Annotated in this window: 15 protein-coding genes; 6 read left to right on the top strand and 9 right to left on the bottom strand. The window is 60.3% G+C overall.

Annotated features, from left to right (window positions below):
* Positions 1-41: 41 nt before the first annotated feature.
* The 3 genes from EJ074_RS09840 to EJ074_RS09850 all read right to left on the bottom strand — a co-directional run bounded on the left by EJ074_RS09840 (position 42) and on the right by EJ074_RS09850 (position 2,972).
* On the bottom strand, positions 42-761 hold the full coding sequence (locus tag EJ074_RS09840; protein WP_129553188.1) for a hypothetical protein: 720 nt from the start codon (positions 759-761) through the stop codon (positions 42-44).
* Positions 737-1,246 (bottom strand): hypothetical protein, encoded by a 510-nt coding sequence (locus EJ074_RS09845; RefSeq protein ID WP_129553189.1) that lies wholly within the window; start codon positions 1,244-1,246, stop codon positions 737-739. The genes EJ074_RS09840 and EJ074_RS09845 overlap by 25 nt, the downstream gene beginning before the upstream one ends.
* A gap of 301 nt (positions 1,247-1,547) precedes the next feature.
* Positions 1,548-2,972, bottom strand: coding sequence for a hypothetical protein (locus EJ074_RS09850; protein ID WP_129553190.1), 1,425 nt, complete (start codon positions 2,970-2,972; stop codon positions 1,548-1,550).
* Between the two features lie 295 nt (positions 2,973-3,267).
* Between EJ074_RS09850 and EJ074_RS09855 the strand changes: the two genes are divergently transcribed.
* From EJ074_RS09855 to EJ074_RS09875, 5 genes are all read left to right on the top strand, one after another.
* Complete coding sequence (locus EJ074_RS09855; RefSeq protein WP_129553191.1) at positions 3,268-4,470, top strand: acyltransferase; 1,203 nt, start codon at positions 3,268-3,270, stop codon at positions 4,468-4,470.
* Positions 4,467-4,694 carry a hypothetical protein gene (locus EJ074_RS09860; protein WP_129553192.1) on the top strand — a complete coding sequence of 76 codons (228 nt, stop codon included), beginning with the start codon at positions 4,467-4,469 and terminating at the stop codon, positions 4,692-4,694. Before EJ074_RS09855 ends, EJ074_RS09860 begins: the two co-directional genes overlap by 4 nt.
* 184 nt (positions 4,695-4,878) lie before the next feature.
* Positions 4,879-5,583 (top strand): Crp/Fnr family transcriptional regulator, encoded by a 705-nt coding sequence (locus EJ074_RS09865; protein ID WP_129553193.1) that lies wholly within the window; start codon positions 4,879-4,881, stop codon positions 5,581-5,583.
* 262 nt (positions 5,584-5,845) lie between these two features.
* Positions 5,846-6,607, top strand: coding sequence for a response regulator transcription factor (locus EJ074_RS09870; protein ID WP_245454817.1), 762 nt, complete (start codon positions 5,846-5,848; stop codon positions 6,605-6,607).
* Positions 6,608-6,919: 312 nt separating this feature from the next.
* Positions 6,920-8,344: a glutamate-1-semialdehyde 2,1-aminomutase gene (locus EJ074_RS09875; RefSeq protein WP_129553194.1), complete on the top strand. Its 1,425-nt coding sequence runs from the start codon at positions 6,920-6,922 to the stop codon at positions 8,342-8,344.
* A 106-nt stretch (positions 8,345-8,450) separates the two neighbouring features.
* Here EJ074_RS09875 and EJ074_RS09880 read toward each other — a convergent pair whose 3' ends face one another.
* The 4 genes from EJ074_RS09880 to EJ074_RS09895 form a co-directional block, all read right to left on the bottom strand.
* The gene (locus EJ074_RS09880; protein WP_129553195.1) at positions 8,451-8,750 is read right to left on the bottom strand and encodes a hypothetical protein; all 300 of its coding nucleotides are present in this window, start codon (positions 8,748-8,750) and stop codon (positions 8,451-8,453) included.
* 184 nt (positions 8,751-8,934) lie between these two features.
* A complete protein-coding gene (locus EJ074_RS09885) occupies positions 8,935-9,588 on the bottom strand; it encodes a PIG-L deacetylase family protein (RefSeq protein ID WP_129553196.1) in 654 nt (217 codons plus the stop codon).
* Positions 9,585-10,400 (bottom strand): sugar phosphate nucleotidyltransferase, encoded by an 816-nt coding sequence (locus tag EJ074_RS09890; protein ID WP_129553197.1) that lies wholly within the window; start codon positions 10,398-10,400, stop codon positions 9,585-9,587. The genes EJ074_RS09885 and EJ074_RS09890 overlap by 4 nt, the downstream gene beginning before the upstream one ends.
* A 2-nt stretch (positions 10,401-10,402) precedes the next feature.
* Positions 10,403-11,692, bottom strand: coding sequence for a class I SAM-dependent methyltransferase (locus EJ074_RS09895; protein ID WP_129553198.1), 1,290 nt, complete (start codon positions 11,690-11,692; stop codon positions 10,403-10,405).
* Between the two features lie 324 nt (positions 11,693-12,016).
* On the opposite strand from EJ074_RS09895, the gene rfbC reads away from it, so the two are divergent.
* Positions 12,017-12,556, top strand: a complete 540-nt coding sequence (gene rfbC / locus EJ074_RS09900) for a dTDP-4-dehydrorhamnose 3,5-epimerase (protein WP_129553199.1) — start codon at positions 12,017-12,019, stop codon at positions 12,554-12,556.
* Between the two features lie 117 nt (positions 12,557-12,673).
* Here rfbC and EJ074_RS09905 read toward each other — a convergent pair whose 3' ends face one another.
* The gene (locus tag EJ074_RS09905) at positions 12,674-14,011 is read right to left on the bottom strand and encodes a DUF4910 domain-containing protein (RefSeq protein ID WP_129553200.1); all 1,338 of its coding nucleotides are present in this window, start codon (positions 14,009-14,011) and stop codon (positions 12,674-12,676) included.
* Between the two features lie 5 nt (positions 14,012-14,016).
* Positions 14,017-15,078, bottom strand: coding sequence for an NAD(P)-dependent oxidoreductase (locus tag EJ074_RS09910; protein WP_129553201.1), 1,062 nt, complete (start codon positions 15,076-15,078; stop codon positions 14,017-14,019).
* Between the last annotated feature and the right edge of the window lie 10 nt (positions 15,079-15,088).

Below are 15,088 nucleotides of genomic sequence, written 5' to 3' on the forward strand. Positions count from 1 at the left end.
AACGGATCGACAATCCAGGAGATCCTCGCCATGCGGGGCGATCAGGCCGCTCTCTCCCGCTGCAAGATCAGTATCGCCATCCGCTGAACGGCGCGCATTCCATCTCCACCCCCGCAGACGCGGCTAACGCAGGCATCTTGAGCAGCACAAGGGTCAATGGGTCGCTTGTCGGCCAAAAGAACGTGGGTGGCCTCATATTTCTCGAACAGCCACATCAGCTGTTCGCGCGTGTCCTGGTCCAGCGGCGACTCGGGATGCACATCAGGCATCGAGCGCACGGGCGCCTGATTGAGCGCAGCGGACAGCACCTTCAAATCGAAGTCGCCGAGTTCGCCCGTAGTCAGGATCAGCGCGCCCTCGACGAGGATGTGGTTCTGCAACCCGCGCAGGAAGCGGGCCGAGTCCGTCAGGTCGCCTTCGGCCACGTGCTTGAGCAGGGATTCGCGCCGTTTCTCGGCGCTCAGGCTGACGCTGTCGTTGTAGATGACGGCGAGCAGCGAAGCGGAAAGGACGATCACCACGGCCTGGACGCTGCCGCGCCAGCCGATGTGGTCGATGCCGCCCAGCGCGAGCCCGGCGAAGACCGAACTCAGTGCAATGACGGCGAAAGCCGCGATGGTGTCGCGATGGCCGAGGCCTACCCGCCCGAGGCCGATCGTCAGCCAGCACAGGAACAGGATGGCGATGCGGCCAAGCCGCACCGGCATGTCGACCAGACCCGGCCGGTAGTCCGTGATCATGAACGGGATGATGAGCAGCAACGAAAGCGCTCGACGGTGCGGTTTTCAGCCGAGGACAGGCTGGCTCTGTCGCGCATCACCACGAGGTAGCCGATGGCTACAAAGCCGCCGAACTGGAAAAGCAGAAGCAGCGCCATCCGCCATGGCTCGACGAAGCGTTCAGGGACCATCGCCAGCAAAAGGAAGAGCACCGCGCCGCCGGCAGCGAAAGACTTAAGGACAAGTGGCGCATGCCTGCGCAGCAAGCCCTCGGTCAACAAAAGCGCCGCCAGCGGCAACAGGCCTGCCGCAACGATGGTGGCGAGCCGAAAAACACCGAGGCCGGTGATCCAATCCAGAATGCGGCAGGCAAGCAGCACCGCCAGGACCCGCAAGCCGAACAGAAAGCGCCTCGACAGCGGGTCGCCGGGGTCTCGCCCGCTAACCACCGCGATCACGATCATCAGGCCGAGGAGCGAAGGGAGAGAGGTGATCGTATCGGCGACAAGCTTATCGTCAAACGGCATGCGCCGGTTCCATCAAGCATGGAGATGACGTGGCGCACAGGGGTGGCGCGTGAAGCCGTTATCGTGTCCATGGCCGCAAAAGGTTCCATTGGCGGCCGGCGTCGGCCCAGTGAACGACCGGCAGAACGAGCCGCTGGAGGGTTACGGCGGCGCCCGCCACCGCGAGAGCCGCCAGCGAGCCGCGCGGGACGGTGTTTGCGAGAAAGGCGCGCGCGGCCTGGAAGGCCGTAGAATTGCGGCGTCCGGCTAAGACACGGTAAAGGGAGAATGTCGATACTTGCTGGTCTCCAGGTGCGGCGTGTCACGCCGCGTGTGCGACCAACTGATGCCGCGTGCGTTCGAATGCGATGCTGCTGCGCCGAGCGCGAACTTTCGCGGCGCACACAACGGCGAACGCTATGAAGAAGATCATGCCCGGATCGGCGCTGCCGGCTGACAATGAGATGGCAACGATGCTGGCAAGGGCAGCGTTCCTGACGCTCAAGACAACGGCATCCGTTTCCGGGTCCAGCCACTCACGCTCTCGACCGACTCCGCGGGCAAGGATGCCGACCAGGATCGCCATCATCAGCGACCCGAACAAGCCGAGCTGAGACAGAACCGCGATCGGCCAGCTGGACGCCCTCGAACTGCCGAAGCCGATGCCGAGACCGCTGGTGTCCAGGAAGGACTGCAGGCTCTTGACGTTCCAATAGGCACGCTCCTCGCCGGAGGCGGAGTTCGCCTTGTTGATGATTGTTGAGTTGATCAGCCTGATGAAGGGATCCAGCGCCCCGGCATTGTAGAGGCTGATGCCGAGCACGGCGACTGTGCCCAGGGCCATGATAGCGATGATCAGTATCTCCTCGCGCTCGACCTTTCCCCTGAGGACCGAGGTCGTCATTGATATGGCGACCGGGATGCAGAGGATCGTCAGGCCGACATAGGCGGTCGAGGAGGTCGACAGAATGGCCAGGAAGAGCAGTATCCCTGCCAGCCATTGCGCAAGGTGCGATTTGGTGTTCCTCCAATAGGTGTAGGAGAAGGCCAGACAGGCGAGCGACGCGGCGGCAAAGGAGGAGGCCTCCGAAAAGGCTCCATTGATCCGAACGAACCCTGCCTCGATCGCACCCGTCATGAGCTGGTAGCTGGCGGTTCTGATCGGAGCCAGCAAATCTCCAGCGCCCGAATTCTTGCCGACAAAATCGATTAGCCCCGAGCCCGCATGCAGGCCGCACCACAGGAAAAATCCCCGGCGTATCTGGTCGATCCTGTTGGAGTGGAGCAGCAGCGTGCAAAGCGCGATGGCGGTGAGCCCGCCCAGAATGAAATATCCTGTCTGCGAAGTATTGCCTGAGACCGGGGCCAAGGCGGCTTCGACAACCCCGCCTCGCGTCTTCGCCTGGACGAAGACGACTGTTTGACCGGCGAAGAATCTTGGGAACAACCATGAACCGATAATCGCGTAAGCCATGAGGCTGGCGAGAATCCAGATCGGGCGAATGCTCCCCAACACGCTTCCAAGCTCAATCCAGATGTGGCGCCTCGCGCTAACGGCGGTCACCAGCAGCGCTGCAAACAAAGTGTAGATGAGCGGAGTGGATCCACCGATCGAGGTCAGGGTCATCGCGGACGTCGCCCCAAACGCCAGGGATGCCAGAAGGCCGACGATCAGCATGCCGCGGGAATAGTAGGCGACGATCAAGACAACGGCGCACACTGCCAGTCCCGGAATCGAGAACTGCATGCCCCCCGGCCTTTCTCGCATGCGTCGCGTGTTGGAAGTCCGTCAGCCGACAGACAGTATTCTTCACAGTGCATAGTTCGGCAGGAGAGAGTCCCGAACAAGGGGACCAAAGGGCGTAGTCGGACATCCCACAGCGGTAGGATGACGGCAGATACGCCTTCTGACTGAATGGGTGCAGGGCCGGCCTGGCGGTACCCATTAAAGCTTAAGCGGGGGCGAATGTCCTGCAGACCTCGGCACAATGTAAGCTGGCCTCCGGCTCGGATCGGGTCATCCGGGCGCTGGGTGCTAAGTGATGCTTGCCAAAAGTTCCGATGTGCCGGCCGACCAAACCGGGCGCGTCGGCCCTGTCGACGCACTCCGGTGTTTTGCGATGACGGCTGTCGTGGCGCAGCATTGCGGGCTGATGCCCTTCGGCTGGACAGGCGTCTGGCTGTTTTTCGTGATCTCCGGCTTCGTGGTCACGCTGTCGGTCATAGAAAGGCCCGCGAACCGCCCCCCGATGGAGCGGCTGCGCAGTTTCTACCGCCGCAGGGCCCTCCGCATAATCCCGGTTTACTACGCCTATGTGGGCGTCGGCCTTTTGCTGGCCCTCCTGAGTGGAACTCATCCGGACTTTGTCGACGTTCTCTCGCTTTTCGGATTTTTTCACAACATCGCGATGGGGCTGGGCAGAGGCACTTTGTCGGAATGGCCCGTGGGTCACCTTTGGACGATATCCGTCGAGATGCAGTTCTATCTCGTTTACGGGGTCGTGCTGGTGCTGGCGTCGAAGCGGATCGTGATCCTGCTGCTCTTTGCTGCCCTTGTCGCGGCCACCCCCCTGAGGTTCGCGGCTGCAACGGAAGTTGCCAGCCTCCATCTCGACAGCGAGGTGAGCGCTTACCGGATTTATTCAGGGTCTTTCCTCCACACTGATTCCTTTGCCATGGGCGCGCTCCTGGCGTTTGCCCAGCGCTACGGGCTCCTGCATAGGCTGGCTCGGCCCCTCGCCTGCGCAGGCGCCGCGGCCATGCTGGCTTATGCCGCGACTTACACATGGCTGAACTATTCAGTGGTGCATGCCCAGGGCATCGCCATAGTCAGGAACGTCGTTTCAGGCATATTGTGGGGGCAATATAGGGAAGTGTTTCTCTATACGGCGCTGGCCATCGCCTCTGGCGGTTTGGTGGCCCTCGCCGCCACGGGCGACCGATCCCTGTCCTGGCTTCTGAGACCGCTCTTGTTTCACCGCATCGGGGAGATATCTTACGGGGCTTACATCTTCCATGCCTTGGCAATCAACGCGGCAGCCTTCATTCTCGGCCATATCGGCGTGTTGCCAGCACGCTCGTTAGCCGAAAGGCTCGTGTTCTTTGTGCTCTCCTACACGGTAACGGTCACGATAGCGCATTTGTCATTCTGGCATTTCGAAAGGCGGATCGCCGGCGGCCGCAAGCATCGGCCGGCAGACAACGGATTGCTCGACGTTCCGACGCGAGAAGGAGAAGCGGCATGACCAGGCATCCGGCTGCGCTTGGACTATTGGGAGCCAAAGAGGTCAAGCGGCTGAAAGAAGTGTATGACCGGGCCCGGGCCGTGCAAGCCAAGTATTCGGAGTCGCACGCTGCCAACAAGGCCGCAAAGAGGCTGATCGACGCCTTCGAAGCTGCGAGCCAGCCCGTTGGGACGGCTACCGAAATGAGATGGCTGAGCGAAACCACTCCCAAAGGAAACGCCTGAGCATGCGGTTGTCAGTGACGCGAAAAGGTACGTTCATCGTTGCGGGCAGCCAGCGCGCCGTGGCGTACTGATTGCCCGGTGCGGTATCAGACAAAAGCAGTGACCGGCGAAAAGCGGCATGCATCTGGCTTTCGAGGAGCAACTATTGTAGGTTGTGCCGGGATTGACAAACTCGCGGGTCTCCATGCAGGCACTGTCGCAGTTCATGCATTCGCGTCCCGCGGAGGGGACATCGTCGAAAATCGAATGGTCCAACAACGATTTTCCCGGCACGACCACGAGAGTCTATAAGCCGCATTCGATCCTGTGCCGCCAGGACGACGACAACGACACGATTTTCATCGTAAAATCGGGTTGGGCTTTGCTTTATCGCGGGCTGCCTGACGGCGACCGGCAGATCATCGACACCCCTCTCTGGGGCGACATTGTCGGTTTCCGTTCCGTAGACGGACCTCGGTTCGCATCGCTGGCATCTGCATCCGAACTTACTGTCTACGAAATTCCAAGGAAGGCGCTGGTCGAAGGCATGTTGTCGAAGGGCAGTCTCGGCAGCAAGATGGCCCACGCATTGGCGCGGCTGAACGCCATTTTTGCCGAGCACGTGGTGAATGTCGGGCGGCGCAACGCAATGAGCCGGACCGCTCACTTCCTGCTCGAGTTGGAGGAAAGGCTCTCCAATGTCGGCTTGTCCTCTCAGGGAAAATACGACTGTCCACTCACTCAAAACGAACTGGCAGACATCCTGGGAATGACCCCCGTTCACGTCAACCGGACATTGAGGGAACTGCGCAACGCCGATCTCGTCTCTTTCAAGGGCGGCCATGTAGAGATGCTCAACCGCAAGAACTTGGTCAAATTGGCCAGCTTCGAAAGAGAATACCTCAGCTAGTTTCCTTTGGCTTTTGGGTCCAGTTCAGCCACGCCTTTTCCGGTCATTGGAAATTTACCAAAAATTAACCTAGGTTAGCGATCGCTAATAAATTTGCTCTAAACTGGCTTTGGCCGTTCTTTGTGTGGGGTACCGAGGAGCGGCTACGGACGTCAGGCTGAGACAGTGTAGTCTGAAGCCCGTTTGGGATTGGGGATCACTTTTCCAAAATCTAGCAAGCAAGGGGTACGCCGGCCGCCGGAAGCGGCTTGAATGCAAAAGGGTGGGTAGTATGAGTTCAACAGCAGGACTGCTTAAGTACACTTCAGACAACCAGCCAAGAGTTCCCGGTAACGGAACAGAACATGCTCACAAGGAATGCCTCCTAATATTAGATGGAAGGGCCCTCGACCGAGAATGCCTCGCATCGGCCCTTGTGGATCACGAGCTCGGCATGGCGGTCGCCGCCATGGGTTCCATCGAAGAATGGCGCATGAAGAAGGGTTCGGCCCCTCCCCTGGTGGCCATTCTCTTCAATCTCGGCGGCCGGAAGGTCACCGACCATGCCACGGCAGACGAGATCAGGCGCATATCGTCTGAGTTCAAATCCGTCCCCGTGGTCGTCCTCGCCGACAACGAGGACCTCGCGCAGATACTGGCAGCTCTCGAGTGTGGCGCACGAGGTTACATTCCAACCTCGGTCGGCATCGATGTCTGCGTCGAGGCGATCAATCTTGCGGCAGCCGGAGGCATATTCGTCCCGGCGAGCAGTGTTCTGTCGATGCGGCATCTGATCGACTCAGGCAGCCGCGAAACGCAGCCTTTGACGCGAATGTTCACCTTGAGGCAAACCGAGGTCGCCCAGGCGCTCCGGCGCGGCAAGGCAAACAAGATCATCGCCTACGAGCTGAACTTGCGCGAAAGCACTGTGAAGGTACATATCCGAAACATCATGAAGAAGCTGAAGGCGACCAACCGCACTGAAGTTGCCTACAAGGTCAACGATCTCTTCTCCGAAGGAGCTTCGATAGAAGAGCGGCCTTAGGTGCGTCGCGCTTTAGTCTTTTGTTGATCCATCTCTTGCCCCAGAACCGCTGGACGCTTCTGGGGTACATGGATCAAGAATGGCCCACCAGAGGTGGGCCGCCCTCGATTGCCTAATCTTCAAGAAGTAGGGATCCAGACCTCCGCTGCCTTGCCGGCAGCGGAGGCCGCTCGGAGTTGCCGGCAAGGCCCGTGCTTGCAGCCAAGCAGTCGGCGCCAGCGTATCCGCCATAAGTGCTAACCGATGACCTTATGGAGAACGCGAAATCCTGGGCCGAACTTGTAGACTTGCTGACTGAGTGGAGTTCTCCTCATGTCTGAGCAAGGCTTTCGTTTTCAACGATCCGTCCGCCTGCAGGAACGTGGTCGCCGACTGATCCCGGGCGGCTGCCACACCTATGCAAAGGGCGAGGACCAATATCCCGTCCTCGCGCCGGGTTTCATCGAGCGCGGTTTGGGTTGCCATGTCTGGGACGTCGACGGCAACGAGTACATCGAATACGGCATGGGCAACCGTTCCGTCGGATTGGGACACGCCTACCCGAGCGTGCTCAGGGCGGCAGAGAAAGCGATCCGCGGGGGTTGCAATTTCACGCGTCCAGCCAGGATCGAGGTCGACTGCGCCGAGACATTCCTGGAGCTGATCGGCGCTCAGATGGTAAAGTTCTGCAAGGACGGGTCGGATGCAACGTCTGGGGCCGTCCGGCTTGCGCGTGCCTATACGGGCCGCGATCTCGTTGCCTGCTGCGCGGACCATCCCTTCTTTTCGACGGACGACTGGTTCATCGGGACCACGCCAATGAATGCAGGGATTCCAGAGGCGGTCCGAAATCTTACCGTCACCTTCCGCTACAACGACGTCGCCAGCGTCAAGGAGCTTTTCGACCGCTACCCAGGCAGGCTGGCGGCTCTGATCATGGAGCCATCCCGCGGCGACGATCCGACAGACGGGTTCCTGCACAAGGTCCAGCGGCTGTGCAGGGACAACGGCGCGCTGCTCATCCTCGACGAGATGATCACCGGCTTCAGGTGGCATGCGGGCGGGGCGCAGAAACTTTATGGAATCGAGCCGGACCTGTCGACGTTCGGCAAAGCGCTCGGCAACGGGTTTTCAGTCTCCGCCCTCGCGGGGAAACGCGAGTACATGCGTCTCGGCGGGCTGGAGCATACGGACCGCCCGAGAGTCTTCCTGCTGTCAACCACGCATGGCGCGGAGACGCATGCGCTCGCCGCGGCGATCGCGACCATGCGGGTCTATCAGAACGAACCGGTGGTCGAGCACCTGTATGATCAGGGAACGAAACTGAGGGACGGTATCGAGGAGGCGGCCAGGCGCCATGGAGTGGATCGGCATTTCAAGGTCGTCGGCCGACCCTGCTGCCTGGCATTTGCCACGCTCGACCTCGACGGCAAGCCATCGCAGGCATATCGCTCGCTGTTCCTGCAGGAGACGATCAGGCGTGGGGTGCTCATGCCGTCTCTGGTCGTCAGCTACACGCACGACAATGCTGCGGTCATGAAGACCATAGAGGCCGTCGATGGGGCGCTGGCGGTCTATGCGCAGGCCCTGGAGTCGGGAGCCAGCCGCTTCCTGGTTGGTCGACCGTCAAGGGTCGTTTTCCGCCGCTACAACAGCGGAGACGAACGGGCCGAAGTCAGCGCAGCTCAAGAGACTCCGCAAGCCGCAATCATTGGAACCAAGGGGCAATCGGCAAGCCAGCTCATAGCGACGTCTTGACCGCCCGGAAGCCTAACCGCTGCATACTTTTGCGCGACATGCAGTATGGCGAAAACCCCGCGCGGCGAGGAACATGACCGGCGGCAGGAGTTGGCCGGGAGCTTGTTTAAAACGCAACCGAATCCGCCAATGAATCTGCCGAGTGAGCAGGATCAGGGAAAGTGTGTCGGCCCACCCAAGTCACGGCTTCCTCGATCGTATCGAAATTCCTGTGCTGCCCGCTCAGCAAGCCGAACCCCGTCTCGAGGAACCATTTGCCCTTTGTCGAATAGGCTTCCTCATCGATCCGGGTAAGGATTGCAACCAATTGGTTGAACCTCCAGACCAAAATACCAGCTTCCCCGCCCTGGACCGTGCCAATGCGTGCTTCGTTGAGCGAAAATCCAGGAGCAAGTGCGTTGCGCACCTTAGTAAGTCCCCCCAACTTCACAGCACGTTAAGATCGTGCCTTGGCTTGAATCGCTTTTTTAGCCTGTCTTTCCTGCGAAGGTCAGTTTCGCCGGACGACGGCAGGCAGCTTGGTAGCAGATCGACCGGGACGTTCGGCCCCTTCACTGCCGATTCGCGGCTGGTTGCCTTCTGCAGGTCCCCTAAAGAATCTTGGCTTTGCGAAGCGTGAACGCCTCGGCGAAATGCTGGGGCGCCCGGCATTCCATTCCGCGCAATCTTGCAAGCCCGACGAAGGTGTCGCGGTCGAACCAGTCCTTGGAGCGCTGCGTCCCGAAGTGCTCATGCAGCAGGTCGATCTTGCGTTCCAGCACATCGGGCGCAAGCGGCACATAGGCATTCGGCTGGCCGAGATCGCCGTCCCATTTCGGGATCTCGTATTCGAGTACCAGATGATCGCGGAAGACGTTCCAGGTCAGTTGATTGACCTCCCTATGATCCTGATGGGCATCGTACCTGGCGTGAGTGAACACCACGTCGGGAGCAGTGCGCGACCTTACATCGATCAGCCAATGCTTTATCGATCGACTGTGGGCGGGAAAGAAACTGTCTTCAAAATCCGCCACCTCGACGTTGGATGAGTTCGCGCCTTGGAGGAAGGCTTCCGCCGACGCCCTGGCTTCGGCCGATCGCTGACCGCCGGCGCTCAACACGCACCAGTGGACGTTCAGTTTGGTTCCCGAAGCGATCAGGCTCAGGATCGTTCCTCCCGCGCCGATCTCGATATCGTCGGAATGGGCCCCCAGACAGAGGATGGAGAGGTCCTCCCCTCGACGTGCGAGGCCAAGTCCCTTCATGATGCAGCCATCACCATGCTGCGTCTAACTTTCTCGGCGGTGATCTTCCTATTCCAGGGCATGTCGCCCTTTTCGACCATGTCTTCCAGCGATTGCCAGTCGCGCAACGTATCCATGGAACGCCAGAACCCCTCATGCTTGTATGCCATCAGCATATTGTCGTCGATCAGTCGCCTAAAAGGTTCGATAACGAGTTCCTCGCCGTCCCGCATGTAGTCGAAGATTTCGGGCCGGAACACGAAATAACCGCCGTTGATCCAGATCTCCGAGGTCTCGGTCGTGCGAAACTCACGCACGCGGCCGTCTTCGGCAATGTCGGCCAGGTGATATGTGAGCGGCGCGCGCACAGCGAGGAAGCAACCGATCTTGCCGCTGGCCTCGAACTTCGCGATCACGTCGTCGAGGTCGACATTGGTGAGGCCGTCGGAGTAGTTGGCCAGAAACATCTTCTCGTTCCTGACATGGTCCTTCGCCGCCCACAGACGCTCGCCTATGTTGCGCCAGATGCCCGTATCGAGCAGCGTGATGCTCCAATCCTTGACCGTGTCGCCGAGCAGCTTCACGTCCTGGCCGCCATGCGTGACAATGCAATCGGAGAAGGTCTGCGGCCGGGTGTTGAGGAAGAAGTCCTTGATGACATTGGCCTTGTAGCCCAGGCACAAGACGAATTCGTCATGCCCGTAGTCGCTGTACCACTGCATGACGTGACGCAGGATCGGCTGATGGCCGAGCGGAATCATCGGCTTCGGTATGGCGTCTGAATAGTCACGTATGCGCGTGCCGCGGCCGCCGCAGAAAAGGACGACTTTCATCTCTATAGCTCCGATGGATCGATCACTGCCACGAAAGGAATTGGCACCACGAATTTCGCGCCCCAGGCGGCGACGTGATGCATCTGGTGGATAATCTCGTCCTTCAAGTTCCACGGCAGGATCAGGATATAGTCCGGCTTCGCGTGGTCGATCGCGTCTACTGGTCTGATCGGGATGTGCATGCCCGGCGTGAAGCGACCATTCTTGTAGGGATTTCGGTCTACGGTGAAGTCGAGGAAGTCGGGGCCTATCGCGCAGTAGTTGAGCAAGGTGTTGCCTTTGCCGGGCGCGCCATAGCCGCAGATCTTCTTGCCCTCGTTCTTGGCGGAGATCAGAAATGCCAGCAGGTCGCGCTTCGCGCGCTGGGCCTTGTCGCCGAAAGAGGCGTAGGTCGCCATTTCCGTCAACCCGTGCCGATTTTCGCGCTCGAGCAGTTTGGCGACGCGGTCATTCACAGGCCAGCTGCTGCCCTCGTTGGCGAGATAGACCCGAAGCGAGCCGCCATGGGTTGGCAGTTCCTCGACGTCGATCAGCCGCAGCCCGTGGCGGGTGGCCATCAGGTCGATGGTCAGCAAGGAGAAGTATGAAAAGTGCTCGTGGTAGATGGTGTCGAACTGGTTTTCGGCCATCAACCGCTCTATGTGCGGGAACTCGAGCGTGACGACGCCTTGCGGCTTGAGCAGGATCTTCATTCCCGCGACGAAGTCGTTGAGGTCAGGCACCTGGGCCAGGACGTTGTTGCCGATGATGAGATCGGCGCGGAGACCTTCGGCCACCATCTGAATGGCCAGGCGGACGCCAAAGAAATCGACCCTGGTCGGCACGCCCTTCTCGAGAGCGGCGCGTGCAACATTGGCTGCCGGCTCGACGCCAAGCACCGGAACACCGAGCGGCAGGAAATGCTGGAGAAGATAGCCATCGTTGCTGGCGAGTTCCACCGCGAGGCTGTCGGCGCCGAGTCCAAGCCGCTTCGTGATCGCCTCGCAATAGGTTTTCGCGTGGGCGACCCAGCTTGTCGAGAAGGAAGAAAAGTAGGCGTATTCGCTGAAGATGGTCTCGGGGCTCATGTACTCCTTGAGCTGCACCAGATAGCAGGTATCGCACACCAGGACATTGAGCGGATAATAGAGTTCCACCTGGTCCAGTTGGTCGGCTCGCAGGAAGCTCTCGCACGGCGGCGACATGCCAAGATCGACCAGCGTGTGGCGCAGCCGGGACCCGCAGAGCCTGCAGCCGACAGGCCGGCGTGCCGTGTTGTGATCGCGAACGACTTCGACAGCCTGAATGTTCATCCCCGCTCCTGCCCGACTGATTTGAAAAAGGGGACGCAGTAGCCTTACGACGAACCTGCTGCCGCTGCGCCCCGGAGGTAGATGAAGCAACTTAGAATGGGGCGGACCCGGATTCGATTTGCCAATCTGTCGGGTGCCTTAATCCTTACGGGGAAACGACAAGGACGGCGATCGCGCCAGGACCTCCGAATGGGTAGTCAGGTCAGTCGTGCCTACCGCAATCGGAGAAGTCTCTAACGCTTAGGTAGCTCTTTCGGCCCCGGCGGGCGGTGCAAACAATCGGGCCGCTGGTTCCCATTTGGCCAGCGTTGGGCGAACGTCGACATGCGATTCACAGAAACGAAGCTTAGGGGCGTCTGGCTGATAGAACCGACGCCGGTAATCGACGACCGCGGTTCGTTTACTCGCCTTTTCTGCGAAAAGGAGATGGCCGATTGCGGGCTGGCGACACGTTTTGTCCAGCACAGCCGGTCGCATTCGGTCAAAAGAGGAACGCTGCGGGGATTGCACTATCAAGAGGAGCCGTACGCCGAGGTCAAGCTCGTCTCCTGCGTCCGCGGCGCCATCTTCGATGTGGTGGTGGACTTGCGCCCGAATTCGCCGACACGCCACCAGTGGCTGGGCTTCGAACTGACGCCCGAAAACATGAAACAGGTCTATATCCCCGCCGGGCTTGCGCACGGGTTCCAGACGCTCACGAACGACGCCGAGGTCTCCTACCTGATATCGCAATTCTATACGCCACACGCATCGACGGGCCTGCGCTACAACGATCCCGTCTTTTCGATAAATTGGCCTTTGATGCCGACCGCGATATCGGAAAGGGACGTCAACTGGCCGCTGCTGAAGAAGCTGGCTTCCTAAAGCGCCTGGCGCTGAAACGGATCCGGGCGACGCGCTCTGTGCATGTCGTTTTCGGAAAACCGCTGCACACTTTTGCGCGACATGCAGCGGTTCTCTTAGACTCGTTCGGGCTTGACGCTATCGAGAGCGGTGCTCGAACGCCGCCTCGGCCAGGAGGCCGTGGTCCGAAAGCAGCCTCGCCGCGGCGGCCAATTCCCCGAACGGCAGTCCCGAGCGCTCCGCCATCGCCAGCAAGGAATGCTCTCCGTCGGCAAGATTGAGCACCCAAAGCAGGGACATCGAGGTTGCGCCCGAAGACTTCTGCCCGCCCAGGGCAGCGTAGAGACCGCGCCTGCCGAGTTGCGGCTCGCCCTTGGGAAAAAGATTGAGCGGCGTCCAGTCATTTTCGACGATGTCGATCACGTCCATGAGGATACGCAAGGAATCCTCCAGGTGCTCCGGCCGGATGAAATCGAGATTGTCGGCCGAGGTATGGTACTGCGGGAAGGTGCCGTGGACACTGCGCTGGAACATGCCGACGGGGAGATTGAAGCCCGGCGAGCAATATTGCCGTTCGTCATAGCCGTAGGGCGAGAAATCGATCAGCTTTGCCCCGTCCTCGCGGCGGAGGACATGGGTCATCGCGCGGTCAATGGCGGCGTCGCCGCGACGGCTGCGCTTATAGGCCGGGGGGCCGGGGTCGCCTACGCATGACAGCACCAGGCCGTGATCGATCAGATGCAGCCGATCCTCGTTGCGGGACAGCCAGGCCAGGGCGCCGATCGTGCCCGGAGCAAAGAGGAAGCGGTAGCTGTAGCGCGTCTTCCTTGTCTTGAGGATTCTCGCAAGCGTTGCCAGCAACGCCAGGCCCGAGCAATTGTCGTTGGCAAGCGAAGGATGGCATATGTGGGCGGAAAGAAGGAATTCCCGCTCCGTCTCACCGCGATGCAGATATTCGCCGTAGGTGAGGCTGCCGTCCCTGTGCTCCGCATCGATCTCCACCTGGTATAGACCGTCAGGCATGTCGGCCAGGCGGTCATGGGCCATGCAAAACCCCCAAGTCGGGGCATAGTAGCTTGTGCGGTATGGGATCAGCTGCGGCTGCTCGGGCAGTGTATGGATGTGCGGACGCAGCTCGTCGAGCGTCAGAACCCCCTTGAAACCTATGCTGTAGTTGACGACGTGCAGGTTGGATTGAGCGAAATCCACGATCTTGCGTCCATCCGGGCCAATAATGCTTGCCGAGCGGATGTTCCATTCCTGCGGAACGGTCCAATCGAACAGCCGGGTTCCGGTGGGCACCTCATGCCGTGCCAGATCGATTTGCTCCGAGAGGATGTCCAGCGTTCGACGCACGCCCTCCCCGGTGATGCTCCGGCAGATCGGAAAGAGGCGTTCGGCCAACGCGTAGATTTCCTGCCCAGGACCGGTGGAAGACGGCGGCTGGCCGAGCCGCGCCGGGACCACGTGTTCCATTCGCGCTAACCGGCCGCTGCCTCCAGCTTTCGCGAGGGTTCGGTGACCCGCATCCGCTCGTCCAGGAACTGATTGGCCCGCAGATATTTGATGTGGCCGATGCGCTGGAAGCGCGGCCCCTCGAATTCCTCGAGCGTGACATTCGACTTGGCGTAGGCCTGGTACAGCTGCTCGGCACCCTTGCGCGCATCCCATCGCGGCTTGAAGGCAGGCAGCGTGCGCGCAATCTTATCGAAGCTGACGCGATAAGACCGCTTGTCGGGGCCGGCATCGGAGGCGAATTCAAGACGGCAGCCCGGCACGACGCTGGCCACGATCTCGGCTATGTCGCGGATCCGGTAGTTGTGCTCCGTGCGCCCGACATTGAAGGCTTCGTTGTGAACGGCCTCGCGCGGCGCTTCCAGTCCGGCGATGAAGGCCCTCGAAATGTCCTCGATGTGGACGATTGGCCGCCATGGCGTACCGTCGGACTTGAGCAGGATCACGCCTTTGGTGACGGCCCAGGCGACGAGATTGTTCAGCACGATGTCAAAGCGCAGGCGCGGCGACAGGCCGTAGGCCGTGGCGGGGCGGAAGTAGATCGGGGAGAAGTTGCTGTCGGCCAGTTCCGAAATGTCGCGTTCCGAAAGCACCTTCGACCAGCCGTAGGCAGTGACCGGGTTCAGCTCGGCCGTTTCGTCGACCATGCCGTCTCCTGCCTGCCCATAGTTGCTGCATGAAGAGGCAAGCAGGAAGCGGGTAACCCCAGCCTGCTTGGCAGCCTTCGCAAAGCGGACCGTTCCCTTGTGATTGATCTCATAGGTGATATTGGGATCGAGGTCGGATAAGGGGTCGTTGGAAAGAGCGGCGAGGTGAATAACGGCATCGAATCCCTCGAGGTCGCTCGCAGTCACATCCCTCACGTCCTTCAGGATGGACGGCACGGCAACCTGCGCTCCTCCCGAGGCAAAGGTGCAGCGGCGGTAGAGATCGCTGTCGTAGCCGCTGACCGAATGCCCTGCGCGCAGAAGCATCGGCACCATCACCGAGCCGATATAGCCTTGATGGCCGGTTACCATGACTTTCATCGCACACCTT

Origin of the sequence: Mesorhizobium sp. M3A.F.Ca.ET.080.04.2.1, from assembly GCF_003952525.1 — a bacterium.
Classification (GTDB): Bacteria; Pseudomonadota; Alphaproteobacteria; order Rhizobiales; family Rhizobiaceae; genus Mesorhizobium.